General features: G+C 71.3%; 15 protein-coding genes and 1 pseudogene. 10 read left to right on the top strand and 6 right to left on the bottom strand.

Annotation, left to right across the window (positions count from 1 at the left end):
• Positions 1–16 precede the first annotated feature (16 nt).
• From cofD to WBG99_RS21820, 3 genes are all read left to right on the top strand, one after another.
• A complete protein-coding gene (gene cofD / locus WBG99_RS21830; RefSeq protein WP_338897918.1) occupies positions 17–976 on the top strand; it encodes a 2-phospho-L-lactate transferase in 960 nt (319 codons plus the stop codon).
• Positions 973–2,430 (top strand): coenzyme F420-0:L-glutamate ligase, encoded by a 1,458-nt coding sequence (locus WBG99_RS21825; RefSeq protein ID WP_338897916.1) that lies wholly within the window; start codon positions 973–975, stop codon positions 2,428–2,430. Before cofD ends, WBG99_RS21825 begins: the two co-directional genes overlap by 4 nt.
• Positions 2,431–2,731: 301 nt before the next feature.
• A complete protein-coding gene (locus WBG99_RS21820) occupies positions 2,732–3,730 on the top strand; it encodes a DNA-3-methyladenine glycosylase 2 family protein (protein WP_338897914.1) in 999 nt (332 codons plus the stop codon).
• A gap of 248 nt (positions 3,731–3,978) precedes the next feature.
• Here WBG99_RS21820 and WBG99_RS21815 read toward each other — a convergent pair whose 3' ends face one another.
• Positions 3,979–5,061 (bottom strand): NDP-sugar synthase, encoded by a 1,083-nt coding sequence (locus WBG99_RS21815; RefSeq protein ID WP_338897913.1) that lies wholly within the window; start codon positions 5,059–5,061, stop codon positions 3,979–3,981.
• A gap of 265 nt (positions 5,062–5,326) precedes the next feature.
• Positions 5,327–6,780: pseudogene (locus WBG99_RS21810) on the bottom strand (N-acetylmuramoyl-L-alanine amidase).
• 120 nt (positions 6,781–6,900) lie between these two features.
• Here WBG99_RS21810 and WBG99_RS21805 point away from each other — a divergent pair.
• From WBG99_RS21805 to WBG99_RS21790, 4 genes are all read left to right on the top strand, one after another.
• On the top strand, positions 6,901–7,656 hold the full coding sequence (locus WBG99_RS21805; RefSeq protein WP_338897912.1) for a TIGR03089 family protein: 756 nt from the start codon (positions 6,901–6,903) through the stop codon (positions 7,654–7,656).
• 227 nt (positions 7,657–7,883) lie between these two features.
• The gene (locus WBG99_RS21800; RefSeq protein WP_338897911.1) at positions 7,884–9,074 is read left to right on the top strand and encodes an LCP family protein; all 1,191 of its coding nucleotides are present in this window, start codon (positions 7,884–7,886) and stop codon (positions 9,072–9,074) included.
• A gap of 246 nt (positions 9,075–9,320) precedes the next feature.
• The gene (locus tag WBG99_RS21795) at positions 9,321–11,066 is read left to right on the top strand and encodes an LCP family protein (protein WP_338897910.1); all 1,746 of its coding nucleotides are present in this window, start codon (positions 9,321–9,323) and stop codon (positions 11,064–11,066) included.
• 316 nt (positions 11,067–11,382) lie between these two features.
• Positions 11,383–13,077 carry an LCP family protein gene (locus WBG99_RS21790; protein WP_338897909.1) on the top strand — a complete coding sequence of 565 codons (1,695 nt, stop codon included), beginning with the start codon at positions 11,383–11,385 and terminating at the stop codon, positions 13,075–13,077.
• 75 nt (positions 13,078–13,152) lie between these two features.
• Here the strand turns inward: WBG99_RS21790 and WBG99_RS21785 are convergent, their stop codons facing one another.
• Positions 13,153–14,181: a glycosyltransferase family 2 protein gene (locus WBG99_RS21785; RefSeq protein ID WP_338897908.1), complete on the bottom strand. Its 1,029-nt coding sequence runs from the start codon at positions 14,179–14,181 to the stop codon at positions 13,153–13,155.
• A 126-nt stretch (positions 14,182–14,307) separates the two neighbouring features.
• On the opposite strand from WBG99_RS21785, the gene WBG99_RS21780 reads away from it, so the two are divergent.
• Both WBG99_RS21780 and WBG99_RS21775 read left to right on the top strand, forming a co-directional pair.
• Entirely contained in the window at positions 14,308–15,759 is a 1,452-nt protein-coding gene (locus tag WBG99_RS21780) for an LCP family protein (protein ID WP_338897906.1), read from the top strand.
• Between the two features lie 115 nt (positions 15,760–15,874).
• Positions 15,875–17,164: an LCP family protein gene (locus WBG99_RS21775; RefSeq protein WP_338897904.1), complete on the top strand. Its 1,290-nt coding sequence runs from the start codon at positions 15,875–15,877 to the stop codon at positions 17,162–17,164.
• A 59-nt stretch (positions 17,165–17,223) separates the two neighbouring features.
• Here the strand turns inward: WBG99_RS21775 and WBG99_RS21770 are convergent, their stop codons facing one another.
• Both WBG99_RS21770 and WBG99_RS21765 read right to left on the bottom strand, forming a co-directional pair.
• Positions 17,224–17,589: a four-helix bundle copper-binding protein gene (locus tag WBG99_RS21770; RefSeq protein WP_338897902.1), complete on the bottom strand. Its 366-nt coding sequence runs from the start codon at positions 17,587–17,589 to the stop codon at positions 17,224–17,226.
• A gap of 175 nt (positions 17,590–17,764) precedes the next feature.
• Complete coding sequence (locus tag WBG99_RS21765) at positions 17,765–18,922, bottom strand: acyl-CoA dehydrogenase (RefSeq protein WP_338897900.1); 1,158 nt, start codon at positions 18,920–18,922, stop codon at positions 17,765–17,767.
• A 220-nt stretch (positions 18,923–19,142) separates the two neighbouring features.
• On the opposite strand from WBG99_RS21765, the gene WBG99_RS21760 reads away from it, so the two are divergent.
• Positions 19,143–20,486, top strand: coding sequence for a UDP-glucose/GDP-mannose dehydrogenase family protein (locus WBG99_RS21760; protein ID WP_338897898.1), 1,344 nt, complete (start codon positions 19,143–19,145; stop codon positions 20,484–20,486).
• Positions 20,487–20,691: 205 nt separating this feature from the next.
• Here WBG99_RS21760 and WBG99_RS21755 read toward each other — a convergent pair whose 3' ends face one another.
• Positions 20,692–21,198 carry a CGNR zinc finger domain-containing protein gene (locus WBG99_RS21755; RefSeq protein WP_338897896.1) on the bottom strand — a complete coding sequence of 169 codons (507 nt, stop codon included), beginning with the start codon at positions 21,196–21,198 and terminating at the stop codon, positions 20,692–20,694.
• Positions 21,199–21,296: the final 98 nt, after the last annotated feature.

The raw sequence follows: 21,296 nt of genomic DNA, 5'->3' as shown, positions 1-21,296 counted from the left end.
CTGACACACTGTTTCCATGCGCATTGTGGTTCTGGCAGGCGGCATCGGTGGTGCCCGGTTCCTGCGCGGTCTGAAGCGGGCCGTGCCGGACGCGGACATCACGGTCATCGGCAACACCGGGGACGACATCCACCTCTTCGGGCTGAAGGTCTGCCCGGACCTCGACACGGTGATGTACACGCTCGGCGGCGGCATCGACGAGGAGCAGGGCTGGGGCCGGGCCGACGAGACCTTCCATCTCAAGGAGGAGCTCGCGGCGTACGGCGTCGGGCCCGAGTGGTTCGGGCTCGGCGACCGGGACTTCGCCACGCACATCGTGCGGACCCAGATGACCGGCGCCGGGTATCCGCTGAGCGCGGTCACCGAGGCGCTGTGCGACCGGTGGAAGCCGGGGGTACGCCTGATTCCCATGACCGACGACCGCGTCGAGACGCATGTCGCCGTGGAGCAGGACGGTCAGCGCAGGGCGATCCACTTCCAGGAGTACTGGGTGCGGCTGCGGGCTTCCGTACCGGCCGAGGCGATCGTGCCGGTCGGCGCCGAGCAGGCGAAGCCGGCGCCCGGGGTCCTGGAGGCCATCGCCGAGGCGGATGTGATCCTCTTCCCGCCGTCCAACCCCGTCGTCTCCGTCGGCACCATCCTCGCCGTGCCCGGCATCCGGGAGGCCATCGCCGAGGCCGGGGTGCCGGTCGTCGGCCTCTCCCCCATCGTCGGCGACGCGCCCGTGCGCGGTATGGCCGACAAGGTCCTCGCCGCCGTCGGCGTCGAGTCCACGGCGGCGGCCGTCGCCGAGCACTACGGTTCCGGGCTCCTCGACGGCTGGCTCGTCGACACCGTCGACGCGGGCACCGTCGAGCGCGTCGAGACCGCGGGCATCCGGTGCCGGGCCGTGCCGCTGATGATGACCGGCCTGGACGCGACGACCGCGATGGCCCACGAGGCGCTGGCGCTGGCGGAGGAGGTGCGGGGAGCTTGAGCGGGGAGTTCTCCGGAGCGGCCGGGGCCGTCGGTACGGGGGGTGCGGCGGGCGGGGCTGCCGAGGAGCGGGGGAGCACGGTCGACGGCCTCGCCGGCACACGGGACGCCCGCGAGGGCGCGTCGGCTGCCGCCGGGTCGGGGCCGGGTGGCGAGCCCGGCCCCGGCTATCGGGTCTGGGCGCCGGCCGGCATTCCCGAGGTGCGGGAGGGTGACGACCTCGCGAAGCTCGTCGCCGCGGCCGAGCCGGGGCTGATCGACGGGGACGTGTTGCTCGTCACCTCCAAGATCGTGTCCAAGGCGGAGGGGCGGGCCGTCGAGGCCGTCGACCGGGAGGCCGCGATCGACGCCGAGACCGTGCGGGTCGTGGCCCGGCGCGGAGCGCTGCGGATCGTCGAGAACCGGCAGGGGCTCGTGATGGCCGCCGCCGGCGTCGACGCCTCCAACACCCCCTCCGGAACCGTGCTGTTGCTGCCCGAGGACCCCGACGCCTCCGCGCGCGCGATCCGGGACGGCATCAGGGACGCGCTCGGGGTCGAGGTCGGGGTCGTCGTCACCGACACGTTCGGGCGGCCCTGGCGCAGCGGGCTGACGGACGTCGCCGTCGGGGCGGCCGGGGTGCGGGTCCTCGACGACCTGCGGGGCGGCACCGACGCGCACGGCAACCCGCTCAGCGCGACCGTCGTCGCCACCGCCGACGAGTTGGCCGCCGCCGGTGACCTGGTGAAGGGCAAGGCCGCCGGGCTGCCCGTCGCCGTCGTACGCGGGCTCGGGCATGTCGTGGCCGAGGACGACGGCGAGGGGACGCGGGCCCTGGTCCGGGGCGCGCGGGACGACATGTTCCGGCTCGGCACCTCCGAGGCCGTCCGGCTGGCGGTGACCCAGCGGCGTACCGTACGGGCGTTCACGGACGAGCCGGTCGACCCCGGGGCGGTACGGCGGGCCGTGGCCGCCGCCGTGACCGCGCCGGCGCCGCATCACACGACGCCGTGGCGGTTCGTGCTGCTGGAGTCGGAGGAGTCGCGGGTACGGCTGCTCGACGCCATGCGGGACGCGTGGATCGCGGACCTGCGGCGGGACGGCAAGAGCGAGGAGTCCGTCGCGAAGCGAGTGCGACGCGGCGACGTGTTGCGCAACGCGCCGTATCTGGTCGTGCCGTGTCTGGTGATGGACGGGGCGCACTTCTACGGGGACGCTCGGCGGGATGCCGCCGAGCGGGAGATGTTCGTCGTCGCCGCCGGGGCCGGGGTGCAGAACTTCCTCGTCGCACTGGCCGGGGAGCGGCTGGGATCGGCGTGGGTGTCGTCGACGATGTTCTGCCGGGATGTCGTACGAGGGGTGCTGGGGCTGCCGGAGGAGTGGGATCCGATGGGGGCGGTGGCGGTGGGGCACGCGGCGGTGGCGCCTCCGGACAGGGCGGCGCGAGAGGCCGGGGCGTTCATCGAGGTCCGGTGACGTGATGTGGGGCTCGTACGCCTCCTGCCGGGGCACCTGGTGCCGCGACAGGCGACGTTCGCCCCGACGCGACGCCCGGCACGCCCGCTCGCCGCACCGGCCGAAAGCCCGAGTACGCCCAGGCCCTTCGGGCGGATGACGCCTTCCGGCCGGCCCACCGAGAACACGCACCGGACGCCGCTCCTTCACGGGCAGACGTCACCCGCCGCGGCACTAGGCTCATGAGGCACCGTCCTCACCAGGGCACCCCTCACACAAGCGCCGCTCTCACGGGCACCGTATCGATCCCCAGGACCTCATCGTGGCCGGACGATTTGTTCAGCGGCCCACTCGTACGACTGTGCGAGGTGGGCAGGTCGTCGTGCCCGGTGGGGTGCCTCGGCAGGTGGGTGCGGCCGGCCGGCGGGCCTGGACGCCGGAGGGGCCGCTCGATCTGGGGCTCGTGCTGGGGCCGCTTCGGCGGGGGCCCGGGGATCCGACGTTCCGGGCCATGCCGGACGGGTCCGTGTGGCGGGCCAGTCGTACGCCGGCGGGTGCCGGGACTCTTCGGGTCGCGATGCGCGATGGGGTCGTCGAGGCTCAGTCGTGGGGGCCTGGGGGTGAGTGGCTGCTCGATCGGTTGCCCTCGATGCTCGGGGCCCTGGACCAGCCTGGACTGTTCGTACCCCGGCATCGCGTCGTGGCGATGGCCTGGCGGCGGCGGCCGGGGCTGCGGCTGACACGGACCGGGCTGGTACTGGAGTCGTTGATCCCGTCAGTGCTGGAGCAGAAGGTCACGACGGACGAGGCGTACCGGGCGTGGCGGTTGCTCGTACGGAAGTTCGGGGAGTCGGCGCCGGGGCCCGCTCCGGGGCGGATGTGTGTGATGCCGACGGCGCGGGAGTGGGCGCTGATTCCGTCCTGGGAGTGGCATCGGGCCGGGGTCGACGACAAGCGGGCGTCGACGATTCTGCGGGCGGTGCGGGTGACCGGGCGGCTGGAGGAGGCCGTGGCGATGTCGCCGGCCGATGCGCGGGCTCGGTTGGAGTTGGTGTCGGGGATCGGGCCGTGGACGTCGGCGGAGACCGTGCAGCGGAGTCATGGGGCGGCGGATGCGGTGACCGTGGGGGATCTGCATCTGCCGGGGATCGTGGGGTTCGCGTTGGCGAGGAACCGGGACGCGGACGACGCGGCGATGTTGTCGTTGCTGGAGCCGTATGAGGGGCAGCGGCATCGGGCGGCTCGGTTGATTCTGTTGTCGGGGCGGGTGCCGGCCCGGCGGGCGCCCCGGATGACGCGTGGGGACATCGGGAAGCTGTAGGTCGCCCCCGCCACCCCCGCCAACGGCGTCCCCTCAAGGGCCTGCAGAGGAACAACATGCGGGCGAGTAGCGCACTGGCCTGCGAAGTCAAGTTCAGGACCAGTAAGTCAATTCTCTGCAAGCCCTACGAGCAGGGGCTGCCCCCTGAAAGGGGTGCGGGGAGCTGCGCGAGCGACCACAACCCGCCCGCACCCTCCGGACGGCCCCACCCATCCGAGCTCGAAGGCGGGACGGGGGCGCGGCCTTCGCTACTGGTCCGACGAGAAGCGGAGCGCCCCCGTGGGGATCCGGGCGTCGCACCAGACGCGGACGCCGGTGCGGAGTTCGTTGTCGGCGCCGACGACGGCGCCGTCGCCGACGACGGTGCCGGTGAGGATGCAGCGCCGGCCGATGCGGGCACGGGCGCCGATGAGGGAGTCGGTGATGACGGCGCCGGGTTCGACGACCGCGCCGGCCAGGACCGTGCTGCCGGAGACCCGCGCGCCCTCACCCACGAACGCGCCCTCCCCCACCACCGTGCCGCCGGTCAGCTTGGCGTCGCCCGCGACCCGGGCGGTGGGAAGGACGAGGCGGTCGCCGCAGCGGCCGGGGACGGCGGGGGACGGGGCGCGGCCCAGGACCAGGTCCGCGGAGCCACGGACGAAGGCGGCCGGGGTGCCGAGGTCCAGCCAGTAGGTCGAGTCGACCATGCCCTGGAGGTGCGCGCCCGCTGCCAGCAGGTCCGGGAACGTCTCGCGTTCCACCGAGACCGGGCGGCCGGCGGGGATCGTGTCGATGACCGAGCGGCGGAAGACGTAGGCGCCGGCGTTGATCTGGTCGGTGACGATCTCCTCGGGGGTCTGGGGCTTCTCCAGGAAGGCCAGGACGCGGCCCGTCCCGTCGGTGGGGACGAGGCCGTAGGCGCGTGGGTCGGTCACCTGGGTCAGGTGCAGTGAGATGTCCGCGCCCGTTGTCCCGTGCGTGGCGACCAGGCGGCGGATGTCGAGGCCCGTGAGGATGTCGCCGTTGAAGACGAGGACCGGCTCCTCGGGGCCGGAGTGGAGATGTGAGGCGGCGTTACGGATCGCGCCGCCCGTGCCGAGGGGCTCCTCCTCCGTCACGTACTCCAGGTGGAGGCCGAGGGCCGAGCCGTCGCCGAAGTGGGGTTCGAAGACCTCCGCGAGATAGGAGGTGGCGAGGACTATGTGGTCCACTCCGGCCGCCTTGGCTCTCGCCAGCTGGTGTGTGAGGAAGGGGACTCCGGCCGCCGGGACCATGGGCTTGGGAGTGTGCACCGTGAGCGGGCGCAGCCGGGTGCCTCTGCCGCCGACCAGGAGGATCGCTTCTGTCACCTGTCGTCTCTGCTTCCTGCCGGGACCGGCCGAACTGTCATTCGACCGGCCAGTGTATGCAGACCGTTCCATGGCGCCTTCGTGGCCGTGCGGTTCTCCGCCGACGCGCGAACAGACACGTCGGCGTGCGGCCCGGCGAGGGCACGGCGAGGGCACGGCGGGCGTGCCCTCGGCCCGTGCCGCGGGTTTGGCGGTGGCCTCCGGCCGGTCACTGGTCTCTGGCCGGGGTGCTCGGACCCCGGCTCCCCCTCACCCTGTCGCCGCGCTATCGGCCTTGATAGCGGGCGGCCTCCGATCGTGCCGCGCCGAGCTTTCCGTAAAGGCGCCCCCCGGGCACTCGGTCGCGAACCCGTCCCGGTGGCCGGAGATCACGTTCAGTCGTACCTTCTTGCCTTTTTGGTAGAGATTGCCACCACCCGAGGTGAGATATGTCTTGCCCTTCGGGTTCGCTCCGTAAAGACCGAGTTTCCAGGCGGTGAGTTGCGCGATCGCCTTGACCGCCACCCCGGCCGGCTTGGCGGCGGTGAAGCTGCCGAGGACCGCGATGCCCATGCTGTTGGTGTTGAAACCGAGGGTGTGGGCGCCCATGACGGGCTTCGCGACGCCACCCGCGCGGCCCTCGTAGAGGTTTCCGCACTTGTCGACGAGGAAGTTGTAGCCGATGTCACGCCAGCCGCTGCTCACCACGTGGTAGCGGTAGATACCGCGGATGACGGAAGGCGCCTGCGCGCAGCTGTAGTTGTTGCCCGACGCCGTGTGGTGCACGAAGGCCACCCCGACCCGCTTGGTGTAGAGGAAGTCGCGCTCGCGCAGCTTCTCGTCGGCGCCCCAGCCGCGCCGCGTGACGATACGCGGACGCGGGCCGATGTACGGCTTCACCCCCGGCTCCAGGTTGGCCAGCCGCTCCTCCGTCTCCTTTCGCGACAGCGCCGGGATCGTGGTGGCGCCGAGCGGCGCGAGATCGGCGTTGACGGCGGAGGCGGCGGCCGACTCCACGGTCAGCGCGCCCAGCCCGGGGGCGTCCACCGGGGTGCCGACGGGCGGGGGTTCGGCCGCTGCCCGCACTCCTCTCACGGCTCCCGGACGCGCCGCACCCTCCGGGACGCCGGAGCCGGGGTCGACCAGTTCCAGGCGCAGGCCGTCCGGGAGCGTCTGGACGCCCGGGGCGGCCGTACGGCCCCGGGTCTCGGCGCGTACGCGCACCTCGACGCCGTCCGACTCGCCGACCCACAGCGGGGCCGTGGAACCGCGGACCCGGCCCATGGCGCGCTCGGCGGTGTCCGGGTCGGCCGCGTGCGCGTGGTTGTGCGTCTCCACGTCCTGCCAGCCGGACCAGCCGGCGGCGCCCTTCGCCCGCGTGCGGACCTGGACGCTGCCCCGAAGTTCGGCGTCCGGGTCGTCCCAGACGACGCCGACCAGCGAGAACGACCGTACGTCCCGCTTTCCGAGGCCTTGCTCGACGGTGGACGGACCGATGCCTCGGTCCGTTCCACGGAGGGCGAGAGGAAGCGACTGGGTGCTGCCGGGCGCGGGTGCGACCGGGTTCACGTGGGCCCGGGTCCGCGCGGGCGCCGTGGCTGCCGTGGAGGTCGAGGCCACCGGCGTCGCCGCGGAGGCCGCCGTCGGCAGTGCCGCCGGAACGGCCAGGGCCGTCGCGCAGGTGACGCCGATCGAAGACGCGAGGAATCGAAAGCTACGCATACGCATGATCTTGGACATAGTCATACATATCTGTCCATCGCGGAATTGACGGACCGTCGGCTGCGCTCCGCCGAACCGGTGGCCCTTCCGGTCCGTCCGGGGCCCGCACCGGGCTTGTCCCCGCGTACGCTTACGCGGGTGAACGCCACCGACCGCACCCCTGCCGACCTGCTGCGATCCGCGCTCGCCGCGGATCCCGCGCGCCCCCTGGTGACCTTCTACGACGACGCCACGGGTGAGCGGGTCGAATTGTCCGTGGCCACCTTCGCCAATTGGGTGGCCAAGACCTCCAACCTCCTCCAGGGCGAGCTGTCCGCGGAGCCGGGCGACCGGGTCGCGCTGCTGCTGCCGGCGCACTGGCAGACGGCGGTGTGGCTGCTGGCGTGTTCCTCGGTGGGGGCCCTCGCCGATGTCGCCGGAGACCCGGGCGCGGCCGACATCGTGGTGAGCGGGCCGGACACGCTGGACGCGGCCCGCGCGTGCTCCGGGGAGCGGATCGCTCTCGCGTTGCGGCCACTCGGGGGGCGGTTCCCGCAGCCGCCGGCGGGCTTCGCCGACTACGCCGTCGAGGTGCCGTCGCAGGGGGACCGGTTCGCGGCGTACGCGCCGGTGGATCCGGAGGAGCCCGCGCTGATCGTGGCCGGGCGGGAGTTCAGCGGGGCGGAGGTCGTCGAGCGGGCGGGGGCGGAGGCGGGCGACCTCGGGCTGACCGGGCCGGGGTCACGGTTGCTGTCGGGGCTGGGGTACGACACCTGGCAGGGGCTGGCCGCCGGGTTGTACGGGCCGCTCGCCACCGGGGGGTCCGTGGTGCTGTGCCGGCACCTGGAGCGGTTGGGTGAGGACGCGCTGGCGAAGCGGATCGAGGCCGAGCGGGTCTCGGCTGTCGCGCGATAGCGCCGTGACGGCGGGGTCGCAGGGCGACTGCCTGCTCGTCGTGCTGCCCGCGCCATTCCCCGCCTCCTCGGCCGCGTGAGACAGCACCCCGTCCGGACAGCACCCCCTCTCCCCGTCCCCTGTGTCTCCTGCCCCCCGTTCGGCCCAGCCCCGGCCGCCCCCGCCCCCCTCTCGGGCCATCGTCGTAAGAGCAACGACTCGCTCGTACGCCGTGAGGGGGGCCGGAAGTGGACGACGCCGGAGGCAGGGCGCGTGGTCTGGGGCCGGGTGCGGGCGGTTCGCCCACCGGGCTCGGGCTCATACGCCGGCGTCGGCGCTGGGTGCGGTGGGTGGCCGGCGGGGCGGTGCTGGCGGTCGTCGGGGCCGTGGCGGTGGGGTGGGCGGCGTACCGGAAGCTGAACGGGAACATCACGTCGGACACGACGGCGGCGGACGAGTTGGCCCGGTTCGACGAGGAACGGCCCACGGCCCTGGTGCGGGGCGCGCAGAACATTCTCGTCATCGGGTCGGACTCACGGTCGGGGCACCAGAACGGCCAGTACGGGCGGAACACGGGCACCGAGCGGTCGGACACGACGATCCTGTTGCATCTCGCGGCGAACCGGCGGAGTGCGACCGCGGTGTCACTGCCTCGGGACCTGATGGTGAATGTGCCGAGTTGCCGGCGAGCGGACGGCAGTCGCACCGAACCGGTGTTCGCGATGTTCAACTACGCGTTCCAGAACGGGGGTTCGGCCTGCACCATTCGGACGGTCGAGCGGATGACGGATATTCGAATCGACCACCACGTCGTCGTGGACTTCCGCGGCTTCAAGGAGATGGTCGACGCCGTCGACGGGGTCGAGGTGTGTCTCGCCGCACCCATTCGCGACAAACAGGCCAGGCTTCGGCTGCCCGCCGGGAAGGTGGAGCTCAACGGCGAGCAGGCGCTGGGCTATGTGCGGGCCCGTAAATCGCTGGGGGACGGCAGTGACACCGAGCGGATGGACCGGCAGCAGCGGTTCCTGGCGGCGCTGGCCGCGAAGGTGCGCGGCAATGGCGTCCTGCTGAATCCCGTGAAGCTTTATCCCGTACTGGACGCGGCGACATCGTCGCTCACCACGGATCCCGGGCTGGCGAGTCTGCGCGGGCTCTACGACCTGGTGCGCGGTCTGCGCACGATCCCCATGGAAAAGGTGCAGTTCCTCACCGTTCCCCGGAAGTCGTATGCGTACGACGCCAATCGTGACGAACTCATCGAGCCGGCTGCGCGAAGGCTTTTCGCGCGGCTGCGTTCCGACGCGCCTGTGGCGGTCGCGCGGGAACTGCCGGAGGGCGCGAGGGAAGGGCATGCGGAAGGGCTTTCGGGAGCCTCCCGGACCCCTGGCCCAACGCCCACTTTCCGCGGCAGTACGGCCGCCGACGAGGCCTGTGAATGATCTCGGCGGGGCTTCGCGGGTAAAGCGCACGTCAACATAAGGAACAAATGCTCCGGGAAATGGGCAGATTGCCCAGGTGTAGGGACGTGCAATTTGTCACCGCCGTCGCTTGACGCCTGATCGTGCGGCTAGTGTGAGCGATCCGGTGTGTCAGGCCTTCCCGGTCACGCACCACTTGCAGCGAGACCCGAGCGTCTTTTGAGGGGGGAAGACGCCGCGTGGCCCCGACGGAGGAATCAGGCAACCGTGGACGCGCAAGGCCGTGGGCGGGCGGATGACATCGACCCCGCAGACCAGTGGGTACTCAACCCGAGCACCGGTGAATACGAACTGCGACTGACCCCTTCCGCACCGCAGTCGGCGGTGCCGCGTCCGCGCCGGGCCGCCCCCGCCACGGCGGGGACCAGGTCGGCCGCCACGCCCGCGCGGTCCGCGACGGCGGCTCCGAAGACCCGGGAGATCCCGGACACCGTGCCGGGCCCGCGCCGTCGGCGGGGCACGCCCGAGGAGGACCCGCTGCCGGGCCGGCGCGGCAGCCGGGGCAGAACGAGGCCCAAGAAGTCCACGGGCAAGCGGATCCTGGTGTGGACGGGCGGCTCGCTGGCCTTCCTGCTGGTCGGGGTGAGCGCCGCGGGCTACCTCTACCTCCAGCACCTCAACAACAACATCGACAAGATCGCGGACGACGGGGCGGGCACCGGCGGCTTCAGCAAGGACCGGGCGATCAACCTGGTGGTGATCGGCACGGACAAGCGGACCGGCGAGGGCAACGAGAAGTACGGCGACCCGGGCAGCGTCGGCCACGCGGACACCACGATCCTGCTGCACGTCTCCAAGGACCGTACGAACGCGACCGCGATGAGCATCCCCCGCGACATGATCGTGGACGTCCCGGACTGCCCGACCACGCAGGAGGACGGCTCCCAGAAGACCATCCCGGGAACGCCCGGCGTCCGGTTCAACACGAGCCTCGGCCAGGACGGCCGCACCCCGAGCTGCACGATGCGGACCGTGGAGGAGCTGACCGGGATCAAGCCCGACCACTTCATGGTGGCCGACTTCAACGCGGTGAAGACGCTCTCCACGGCCATCGGCGGTGTCGAGGTGTGCCTGGAGAAGGACATCAGGGACACGAAGTCCAAGCTGGACCTCACCGCGGGCAAGCACGTCATCGCGGGCGAGCAGGCGCTGGCGTTCCTGCGCACCCGCTACAGCGTGGGCCTCGGCAGCGACCTGAGCCGGATCGCGCTGCAGCAGCAGTTCCTCAGCTCGATGATCCGCCAGATGAAGTCCGAGGACACGCTCACCGACCCGACGAAGGTGCTGTCGCTGGCGGAGGCAGCCACCGACGCCCTGTCCGTCGACTCCCAGATCACCGACATCAAGAAGCTGGCCTCGCTCGGCCAGGAGGTCGGCAAGGTCAAGACGAAGAACATCACCTTCACCACCGTGCCGGTCGTCGACAACACCGACGGCGCGACCGTGCTGCCCACACCGCAGAAGGCCGAGGAGCTGTTCGCGACGATCAGGGAGGACGTCTCGCTCAGCGAGGTGAAGAAGCAGGCCAAGCAGAAGGAGGCCGCGAAGCTCAAGGGTACGCGCGCCGAGGCCTCCGAGGTCCGGGTCAACGTCTACAACGGCGGTGCCAAGGCCGGCAGCGCACAGGCCACGCTCAACTGGCTGCAGAACGATGTGGGCGTGACCAGGTCGAGCCAGCTCGGCAACGCCGACAAGACGCTGTCGAAGACCACCCTCGCGTACGACCCCGACCAGGCCGACCAGGCCCGCAAGCTGGCCGACCTGATGGGCCTGTCCGCGTCGGCACTGAAGCCCGGCGAGGGCGGCAGCGAGACCAACGCCCAGGGGCTGCCCGCGATGGTGCTGACCCTGGGCAAGGACTTCCAGGGCGCCGGGGTGTCGCTGAGCGCGCCGTCCGCGGCGGATCTGGACGTCGAGAAGAACACCGCGGACAAGGAGAAGTGCGCCAGTTGACGACCTGACGGGGTCGTGGCGCGTGTGACCTGACGTGAGTGCGGGTGCGGGCCGGGCGGGGCGCGAGGACATGCCCCGTCGGCCGGATCCGAAGAACCGGGCGGGCGGTGCCGCCGCGGCGGCCTGCGTCCGCGACCGCGTACCGCGTCCGACCGGCCGTACGCGCGCGGCCCCGGCCCGGGGGCGCGCCGATGTCACCCGGCGGAACGTATGACGCGTTCAACAGAGCATGAGTACATCCCGGTCGGGGTCTCGAAGGTCCAACAGAAGGCGGGGACGGCCCCGTCGGCACGGCAGGGTGGGGAGGGGCAGGGAGATGGTACGGAGCGACGTGCGCGGGGACGGGGGGCGACCGCGTGTGGACAAGCCCGGCGAGCGGGACGGGGGCCCGGACCGGAGGGAGTGCGCGTCCGGCGAGGACGGGGACAAGGACGCGAGAGTCCCCGAGCAGCGCGGGCGGGGCGGTCGCCGGCACGGCGGCGGCGCCGGCGGGAGCGAACGGGTGAGCGCGCCCGAACGGCCCCGGCGCAGACGGGCGCTGCGCTGGTCGGCGTCGGTCCTGGCGGTCGTGATACTCGGCACCGCGGGTGCCGGCTGTCTCTACTACCAGCACCTCGACGACAACATCAGGAAAGAGAAGCTCAACCTCGGCGAGACGAAGATCGCCGAGCCGACCCCGAACGCGGCCGGCCAGACCCCGCTGAACATCCTGCTCATCGGCTCCGACGCACGGGACACCGAGGAGAACCAGAAACTCGGCGGCGCCAGGGAGACCTTCGGCTCCACCCCGCTCGCCGACGTCCAGATGCTCCTGCACCTGTCCGCCGACCGCACCAACATGTCGGTGATCAGCATGCCCCGCGACACCCTGCTCACCCTCCCCAAGTGCACCGACCCCGACGACGGCAAGGTGTACGAGGCGACCACCCTGCCGAGGATGACCAACCAGTCGCTGGGCCGCGGCGGCCCCGGCTGCACGGTCGCCACCTGGCAGGAGCTGACCGGTATCCACATCGACCACTTCATGATGGTCGACTTCGCGGGGGTCGTGTCCATGGCCGACGCGATCGGCGGTGTCCCGGTGTGCGTGACCGACAACATCGAGTCGAGGGACAGCCAGGGCCACGGCTCCGGGCTGAAGCTGGAGAAGGGCACCACGTACATCAAGGGCAGGCAGGCCCTGCAGTGGCTGCGCACCCGGTACGGCTTCGAGGACGGCAGCGACATCGCGCGCGCCAAGGCGCAGCACATGTACATGAACGCGATGGTCCGTGAGCTGCGCGAGAACGCCACGATCACCAACCCGATCAAGCTGCGCAGGCTCGCCGAGGAGGCCACGGACGCGCTCACCGTCGACGAGGGCCTCGGCAGGGTCGCGAAGCTCTACGACCTCAGCAAGGAACTGCGCAAGGTCGAGCCGGCCCGGATCACGATGACGACGATGCCGTACACGTACGTCGGCTCGCGCGTGGTGCCCAAGGAGGGCGACGCGGAGAAGCTGTTCCGACTGGTGCGCGAGGACATCGCGCTGGACGGCAAGGACGCGAAGAAGGCCACCACCGAGGAGGAGACCTCCGACGATCCGGCGGCCGAGAAGGACGAGATCGGTGTGCTGGTGCAGAACGGCACCCGGACCTCCACGCTCGGCCCGGTCGCCGGCCGGGCGAGCACGGTGTCCGGGCTGCTGGTCGAGGAGGGCTTCGCCAAGGCCTCGGCCGACACGACCAGCACGTTGACCGAGGACAGGACGGTCGTGCGCTTCCCGAGCGCCGAACTGGAGGGCGACGCCCAGGAACTCGCCAAGGCCCTCGGCATCCCGCTCGGCCAGGTGGAGAGGTCCACGAACGTCAGCGGCGTCACCCTCGTCGTCGGCGCCGACTGGCGGGAGGGCGGGACGTACGAGGCCGCGGACGCAGAGAAGGGCGACGACACGACTCCGGAGTCGGCGGACGCCCTGAACGGGGCGAACGAGGAGGCCTGTATGAAGGTCAACCCGGCATTCACCTGGTGACCGCCGAAGGGGTCGACGGTACGTGAGTCGGGCCCCTCTCGATCGTGAGAGGGGCCCGCATGCGCATCCGGATGCTCAGCTCTCGGTCAGCACCGCCGGGCGGCGGGACGCGATGACCCTCTTCGCCAGGGACCTGGGACTGGTCAGGAAGCCGAAGCCCCAGGACATGTGCATCGTGGCGAGGGCGAGAGGGATCTGCAGGCGGGCCCTGAGCGGCAGCCCCCTGCCCGCCGGAACCGAGCCCGCGACGATCGCCGCGAGGTAACCGCCGGGGATGATGTACCCCAGCGGGGTCAGCAGGCCGCCCACCAGGACACCGGCCACGATCGCGCACACGGCGGTCGGCGGGGCGAGGTAGCGCAGGTTGATGGAGCCCTCGTGGTAGCGGGCGACGACATGCCGCCAGCGCCCGTAGTCCTTGTACTGCCTGGCCAGCGCCTTCACGCTGGGGCGCGGCCGGTACGACACCTTCAGCTCGGGCGAGAACCAGATGAGGCCGCCCGCCTCCCGTATGCGGAAGTTCAGCTCCCAGTCCTGGGCGCGGACGAACTCCACGTTGTAGCCGTCCTGCCGCTCCAGCGCCTCGCGGCGGAAGACGCCCAGGTACACCGTCTCGGCCGGACCGGCCTGCCCGCCCGTGTGGAAGGCGGCGTTGCCGACGCCGATCTTCGAGGTCATGGCGGCGGCGACCGCGCGCTCCCAGTCGTTCTCGCCCTCGGCGTGCATGATGCCGCCGACGTTCTGCGCGCCGGTCTCCTCCAGCAGCCGTACGGCGGTGGCGATGTAGTTCGGCGAGAGGATGCCGTGGCCGTCGACGCGGACCACGATCGGATGGCGGGAGGCCTTGATCGCGGCGTTGAGCGCGGCGGGCGTACGCCCGGTCGGGTTCGGGACCGTATGGACGCGCGGGTCTTCGCGTACGAGCTCGGCGGCGATCTCGTCCGTGCGGTCCGTGGACGGACCGAGGGCGATCACGACCTCCATCTCGCCGCCGTACTCCTGCGCGAGGATCGCTTGGACGGCTCCGCGCAGATGTCGCTCCTCGTTGAGGACGGGCATGATCACAGACACGGCGGGGAGCTGCACGTCGGGCTTGGCGTTCATAGGGGGCTCACGTTACCGCGAACGGGGGACACCGACGCGCGCCGCCCGGTCGCCGGGACGGGCCGCAGATCGTATGGGCCTACGGTGCTCACGGATCCCTGACTCCCCCTGACCGGTCTCGCGGAGGTGTCCCCCGTGTCCACACCGCCCCGTCGCCCCGCCCTGCCGCAGCAGCCCCGGCCGCCCGTACGCCCCCGGCGGCTGAGCTGGGCCACGCGGGCGGTGACCACGTTGTCGGTGGTGGTGCTGGCCGCCGGCGGCATCGGGCACGCGGTGGTGACGCGTCTGGACGACGAGATCGCCCGCGTCGACGCCTTCAAGGACATGAAGAACCGTCCCGAGGCGGGCCACGGCATGAACGTCCTGCTGGTCGGCACCGACGGCCGCGACCGGATCACCGAGGAGGAGCGGCAGCGCTACCGCCTGGGCGGCGCCCCCTGCCACTGCACGGACACCATGATGATCGTGCACATCTCGGAGGACCGGGAGCGCGCGAGCATCGTGAGCCTGCCGCGCGACTCCTACGCCGAGACGCCCGAGCACACCGACCACACCACCGGGAAGACCCACCGGGCCCACCCGATCAAGCTGAACGCGGCCTACGCGGAGGGCGGCCCACAGCTCACCGTGCGCACGGTCGAGCACATGACCAAGGTGAAGATCGACCACTACGTCGAGGTCGACTTCACCAGCTTCATGCGCACCGTCGACGTCCTCGGCGGCGTCAGAATCTGCACAGCCCGCCCCCTCAAGGACGCCTACACCGGACTCGACCTCGCCTCCGGCACCCATGAGCTGGACGGCGGCCGGGCCCTCCAGTACGTCCGCTCCCGGCACACCGACGGCTCCTCCGACCTCGGCCGCATGAAGCGCCAGCAGCGCTTCATGGCGTCCCTGATGTCCCAGGCCACCTCCTCCGGCGTCCTGCTCAACCCGATGAAGTTCCGCGACATCACCCAGGCCGTCCTCGGCTCCGTCCGCGCCGACAAGGAGTTCGGCACCGGCGAGCTGATCGACCTGGGCCGGGCGATGCGGAACCTCGCCCCCGCCTCCTCCGAGTTCACCACCGTCCCCATCGGACACATGGAGTACGCCGTGGAGGGCGTCGGGTCGACCCTCAAGTGGGACGAGACCAAGTCCGCCCGCCTCTTCAAGGCACTCCGCGACGACCGCCCCCTCGCTCCCTACAAGCCCCGCGGTGCGTACGCCCGCGTCGACGTCGCCCCCCAGCAGATCCGCGTCCAGGTCGAGAACGGCACGACCGTCCCCGGCCTCGGCAGGAAGATCGACCGCCAGCTGGCCGCCACCGGGTTCCGCACCACGAAGACCCCGGTCAACTCCCCGCAGCGAAACGTCCAGCGGACCCTCGTCGTCCACGACCCCCGCTGGGACCGCTCCGCCGAGTCCCTCGCCGCCGCCCTCCCCGGCTCCGAACTACGCCCGGTACGCGCCCAGGGCCCCACCCTGAGGGTCATCGCCGGCACGGACTTCGGGAAGGTCCGCAAGGTACGCGCCGAGGACCCCCAGCAGGGCGAGTCCGGCGTGGTGACGGGCGACCAGGTGGCGTGCGCCCCGTAGAAGCTCCCCGATCCTTCTTACACACGTGCGATTTGTGTCAGCTTCGCAACAGCCCTGCCTCCGTTTTCCTCGGACTCTTGTAAAGGGCACAGCCTGACACTGCACACTTGGGCGCATGAACGATTGGCCCGAGGGATGGTCCGGCGACAACCGCGGCGGCGGGTACGGACACGGAAGCGCGAGCGCACAGCCCGACGGGGCGCGTGTGATGCGCCAGGTCCGTCGCGGCCCGTCGGCACCCCCTCAGGGCGGTGTGCCCCAGCAGCCCACGTACGGCGAGCCGTACGGTGACGGCTACGGCAACGGCCCCGACCCGTACGCCGACGGCCGGCGCAACGACTACAACACCGGCCAGGTGTACGGCGCCGGCGGTCCGGGCGGGCCCGGCGGCCGGGGCGGCGGCCGGGGCGAGCGGCCCGCGCCGGACTGGCGCCGCCGTATCAAGGTGACCGCGATCACCACCACCGTGGTGCTGCTCGCGACGACGATCGGCACGTACTTCTGGGCCGATTCCAAGCTGAACCGCGAGGTCGACCTGTCGAAGGTCATCGAACGGCCGGAGGCGGGCGAGGGCACCAACTACCTGATCGTCGGCTCCGACAGCCGTGCGGGCCTGACCGACGAGCAGAAGAAGGAACTCCACACCGGGTCCGCCGAGGGCAAGCGCACGGACTCGATGATGATCCTGCACACCGGTTCGAACGGGCCGACGCTGATCTCGCTCCCCCGCGACTCGAACGTCGAGATACCGACGTTCCGCGGCTCCGAGTCCGGCAAGACCTTCCCGGGCACCGGCCGCCAGGTGAAGCTGAACGCGGCGTACGCGGAGGACGGCCCGGAACTGCTGGTCCGCACCGTCGAGGCCAACACGGGACTGCACATCGACCACTACGTGGAGATCGGCTTCGCGGGCTTCGCGAACATCGTCGACGCGGTCGGCGGCGTTGAGATCGATATCCCCAAGGGCGGCATGAAGGACACCAAGTCCGGTGCCGACTTCGAGGCGGGCAAGCAGACACTGAACGGTGAGCAGTCCCTCGCCTTCGTCCGCACCCGCTACGCCCTCGAGGGCAGCGACCTGGACCGTACGAAGAACCAGCAGAAGTTCCTCGCTGCCCTGGCAAGCCAGACGGCGACGCCGAGCACGGTGCTCAACCCGTTCAAGCTGTACCCGACGATGAGCGCGGGCCTGGACACCCTGATCGTCGACAAGGACATGGGCCTGTTCGACCTGGCCGACATGTTCTGGGCGATGAAGGGTGTGACGGGCGGCGACGGCAAGTCGATGAACATGCCGATCTCCGGCGACTCGGACAACGGCAACCTCCAGTGGGACACCGCCAAGGTGAAGCAGCTGGTGGAGCAGCTGAAGAACGACGAGACGGTGACGGTGTCGGGCAACTGACCCGGGCCGGGTGACCGAGGGGCGCCCCGTGACGGGGTGCCCCTCGGCCGCCGGGACGGTCAGGCGGTCGCGCCCGCCATCGTCCGGCACGTCTCGGAGCAGCGGCGACACGCCTCGGCACAGCGCATCATCTGCTGATCGTCCGGCATGGACATACACGCCTCGGCGCACATGTCACAGGCGCGGGCGCACATCGCGCACATCTCGGCGGACAGCGGCGAGCGGCGCATCATCATGTCCGCGCACATGCGGGTCAGCTCGGCGCAGTCCATCAGCGCGCGCATGATCTGCATCTGGGCCTGGCCGCCGGCCTGCATGCAGGAGCTCATGGTCTCCTCGCACACGCTGTGGCACGTCATGCACGCGTCGACGCAGTCCTGCATCTCCTTGCTCATCGCGTTCATGGCTCCGGTCTGCTGCTGCATGACTCCTCCTGGGGGTGGTGGGAGCGGGGTCCGGGGCGGGCCCCGCTCACTTCCGTCCTACGCCTCCCCGCCCCCGCCCGCCATCGGACGGACGCGGACGGTCCGCCCCACCGCCCCGCATGACGACGGCCTCCGGCGGAGCGCCGGAGGCCGTGTACGGGTCGCGCCGAAGGGGTCACGGCAGGTTGCGGGCCATGACGATGCGCTGAACCTGGTTGGTGCCTTCGTATATTTGTGTGATCTTCGCGTCGCGCATCATGCGCTCCACCGGGTAGTCCCGCGTGTAGCCGTAGCCTCCCAGCAGCTGGACGGCGTCCGTGGTGACCTCCATGGCCACGTCGGAGGCGAAGCACTTGGCGGCGGCGCCCTGGAAGGTGAGGTCCTTGTCGCCGCGCTCGGACTTGGCGGCGGCCTGGTAGGTCAGGGCGCGGGCGGCCTCGATCTTCATGGCCATGTCGGCGAGCATGAACTGGACGCCCTGGAAGTCGGCGATCGGCTTGCCGAACTGCTTGCGCTCCTGGACATAGCCCTTGGCGTAGTCGAGGGCGCCCTGGGCGACGCCGAGGGCCTGGGCGGCGATGGTGATGCGGGTGTGGTCCAGGGTCTTCATCGCCGTGGCGAAGCCGGTGCCCTCCTCGCCGATCATGCGGTCGGCGGGGATGCGGACGTTGTCGAGGTAGACCTCGCGGGTCGGGGAGCCCTTGATGCCGAGCTTCTTCTCCGGGGCGCCGAAGGAGACGCCCTCGTCGGTCTTCTCGACGACGAAGGCGGAGATGCCCTTCGAGCGCTTCTCCGGGTCGGTGACCGCCATGACCGTGTAGTAGTCGGAGACGCCCGCGTTGGTGATCCAGCGCTTCACGCCGTTGAGGATGTAGTGGTCGCCGTCGCGGACCGCGCGGGTCTTCATGCCGGCCGCGTCGGAGCCGGCGTCCGGCTCGGAGAGGCAGTACGAGAACATCGCGTCGCCCTTGGCGAGCGGGCCCAGGTACTTCTTCTTCAGTTCCTCGGAGCCGGAGAGGATCACGGGCAGCGAGCCGAGCTTGTTGACGGCCGGGATGAGGGAGGAGGAGACGCAGGCGCGGGCCACCTCCTCGATCACGATGACCGTGGCGAGCGCGTCGGCGCCTGCGCCGCCGTACTCCTCGGGGACGTGCACGGCGTGCAGGTCGTTGGCCACCAGAGCGTCGAGCGCCTCCTGCGGGAAGCGGGCCTCCTCGTCCACGGCGGCGGCGTGGGGCGCGATCTTCGCCTCGGCGAGGGACCGGATCGCGTCACGGAGCATTTCGTGCTCCTCGGACGGGCGGTACAGGTCGAAATCAGCCGATCCGGCCAAGGTCTCTCACGCTCCTGATGCTAACTACCGTTAAGTAACCCGAATTTTAGAGGCCTGCCCACGCGAGTGATACGTGAGCTTGACGACAGGCCACGCCACAGGCCGCGACACTCGGGGAATCTGCCCGGTGAAGGGCCCTGACACGCCCCGACTATGCTCAGGCAGCGCACTTGTCGTGCACTCGCAGCGCACCCCACGGCCGGACACCCCAGGAGCACCCATGGCCCTCAAGATCACCGTGATCGGCACCGGCTATCTCGGCGCGACCCACGCCGCGGCCATGGCCGAGATGGGGTTCGAGGTACTGGGGCTCGACGTCGTCGAAGCGAAGGTCGAGATGCTCCGGCGGGGCGAGGTCCCGATGTACGAGCCGGGTCTCGAGGAGCTGCTGCGGGGGCATGTCGCCGGGATCGAGGGGTCCAGCGGGCGGCTGCGCTTCACGACCGACTACGCCGAGGTCGCGGCCTTCGGCGACATCCACTTCGTCTGCGTGAACACCCCACAGCGGCACAGCGAGTACGCCTGCGACATGTCCTACGTCGACGCCGCCTTCGCCTCGCTCGCCCCGCATCTGACGGGCCCGGCCCTCGTCGTCGGCAAGTCGACCGTGCCGGTGGGGTCCGCCGACCGGCTGGCCGCCTATCTCGCCGAGCACGCGCCCGCCGGGGAGGACGCCGAGCTGGCCTGGAACCCGGAGTTCCTGCGCGAGGGCTTCGCCGTGAACGACACGCTGCACCCCGACCGGATCGTGGTGGGTGTGCGGAGCGAGAAGGCCGAGAAGCTGCTGCGGGAGGTGTACGCGACGCCGGTGGCCGAGGGGTCCCCGTTCGTCGTCACCGACTTCCCGACCGCCGAGCTGGTGAAGACCTCCGCGAACTCCTTCCTCGCCACCAAGATCTCCTTCATCAACGCCATGGCCGAGGTGTGCGAGGCCGCCGGGGGTGATGTCGCCAAGCTGGCGGAGGCCATCGGGCACGACGACCGGATCGGCAAGAAGTTCCTGCGGGCGGGGATCGGCTTCGGCGGCGGCTGTCTGCCGAAGGACATCCGCGCTTTCATGGCCCGCGCCGGTGAGCTGGGGGCCGACCAGGCTCTGACCTTCCTGCGGGAGATCGACTCCATCAACATGCGGCAGCGCGGGCAGATGGTGGAGCTGGCGCGGCAGGCCCTGGGCGGCGGGCCCTTCCTGGGCAAGCGGGTGGCCGTACTGGGCGCCTCCTTCAAGCCGGACTCCGACGACGTACGCGACTCCCCCGCCCTCAACGTGGCCGGGCAGATCCATCTCCAGGGCGGCCAGGTCACCGTCTACGACCCCAAGGGCATGGACAACGCCCGGCGGCTCTTCCCGACGCTCGGGTACGCCGGCTCCGCGCTCGACGCCGTACGGGGCGCCGACATCGTGCTGCACCTGACCGAGTGGCGGGAGTTCCGCGAGCTGGACCCGGCGGCGCTGGGCGAGGTCGCGGCCGAGCGGGTCCTCCTCGACGGCCGCAACGCGCTGGACCCGGAGCTGTGGCGCCGGGCGGGCTGGACGTACCGGGCGATGGGCCGGCCGACCGCGTAGGGCCGAGCCACGCGGCAGGAAGGTGACGGCGTTCCGGCCGAGGCTCAGAGCCTGCCGGGTGACCTCTCCTGTCTGGCGCCCGAACCCTGGCACGTACGCTCGCCGCGTTGCCGAAACGCCCTCATAACTCCGCCGTGAGGACGCTCCGGCGCCTTGCGATCGCACGCACCAGGGCCCGCTCACGTGGCGGGCGGTGGCGAAGCGCCTACTTCGCGCGGTAGCGGCGCATCTTCGCGCGGGCGCCGCACACCTGCATCGTGCACCAGCGGCCCCGCCCGGCCGGGCTGCGGTCGTAGTACGCCCAGTGGCAGTCGGGGGCCTCACAGGCCTTGAGGCGCTGCCAGGTACCGGCCGTGAGTGCCTCGGCGACGGCCGCGGCCACGCGGCAGGCGAGGCGGGCCGGGTGTGCGGCGGGGCGCAGGGCCGCGGAGCCGTCCTCGGCGGAGACCGCGACGACGAGCGGCGCGGCGGCCAGGAGTTCGCCGAGCGGGGTCACCGGGCGGTGCGCTGCGTGGCCGGCGTGGGCCAGCAGGGCCGCCCGGAGGGACTCCCGCAGTTCGCGTACGGCCGCGATGTCCTCCCCGGGTGTGAGGTCCAGGCGGGCGCGGCCCTGCGGGGTGTCCAGGGCGTCGGCGCCCGTCTCGATGTCCAGCGTGTTCACCAGGCTCTCGACGAGGGCCAGCCCGCCGGGGGCGGACGCTCTCTCGCTCATGCCTGTGACGTTACCGCTTATAGGGATGCATGCGGTAACCGTTACCGGTTATCCTGCTCTACAGGTAACCGACAGGTGACCGACCCCGCGAGAGCAAG

The sequence above is a fragment of the Streptomyces sp. TG1A-60 genome, assembly GCF_037201975.1.
Classification (GTDB): domain Bacteria; phylum Actinomycetota; class Actinomycetes; order Streptomycetales; family Streptomycetaceae; genus Streptomyces.
The sequence above is the reverse complement of the archived record's forward strand: the minus strand, read 5'-3'. Positions and strand labels throughout refer to the sequence as shown.

What these genes read in the sequence shown, in the direction of transcription:
- WBG99_RS21775 (WP_338897904.1), top strand. Translation starts at nt 15,875, where the DNA reads ATGAACGATTGGCCCGAGGGATGGTCCGGCGACAACCGCGGCGGCGGG.
- cofD (WP_338897918.1), top strand. Translation starts at nt 17, where the DNA reads ATGCGCATTGTGGTTCTGGCAGGCGGCATCGGTGGTGCCCGGTTCCTG.
- WBG99_RS21785 (WP_338897908.1), bottom strand. Translation starts at nt 14,181, where the DNA reads ATGAACGCCAAGCCCGACGTGCAGCTCCCCGCCGTGTCTGTGATCATG.
- WBG99_RS21755 (WP_338897896.1), bottom strand. Translation starts at nt 21,198, where the DNA reads ATGAGCGAGAGAGCGTCCGCCCCCGGCGGGCTGGCCCTCGTCGAGAGC.
- WBG99_RS21790 (WP_338897909.1), top strand. Translation starts at nt 11,383, where the DNA reads ATGGTACGGAGCGACGTGCGCGGGGACGGGGGGCGACCGCGTGTGGAC.
- WBG99_RS21760 (WP_338897898.1), top strand. Translation starts at nt 19,143, where the DNA reads ATGGCCCTCAAGATCACCGTGATCGGCACCGGCTATCTCGGCGCGACC.
- WBG99_RS21770 (WP_338897902.1), bottom strand. Translation starts at nt 17,589, where the DNA reads ATGCAGCAGCAGACCGGAGCCATGAACGCGATGAGCAAGGAGATGCAG.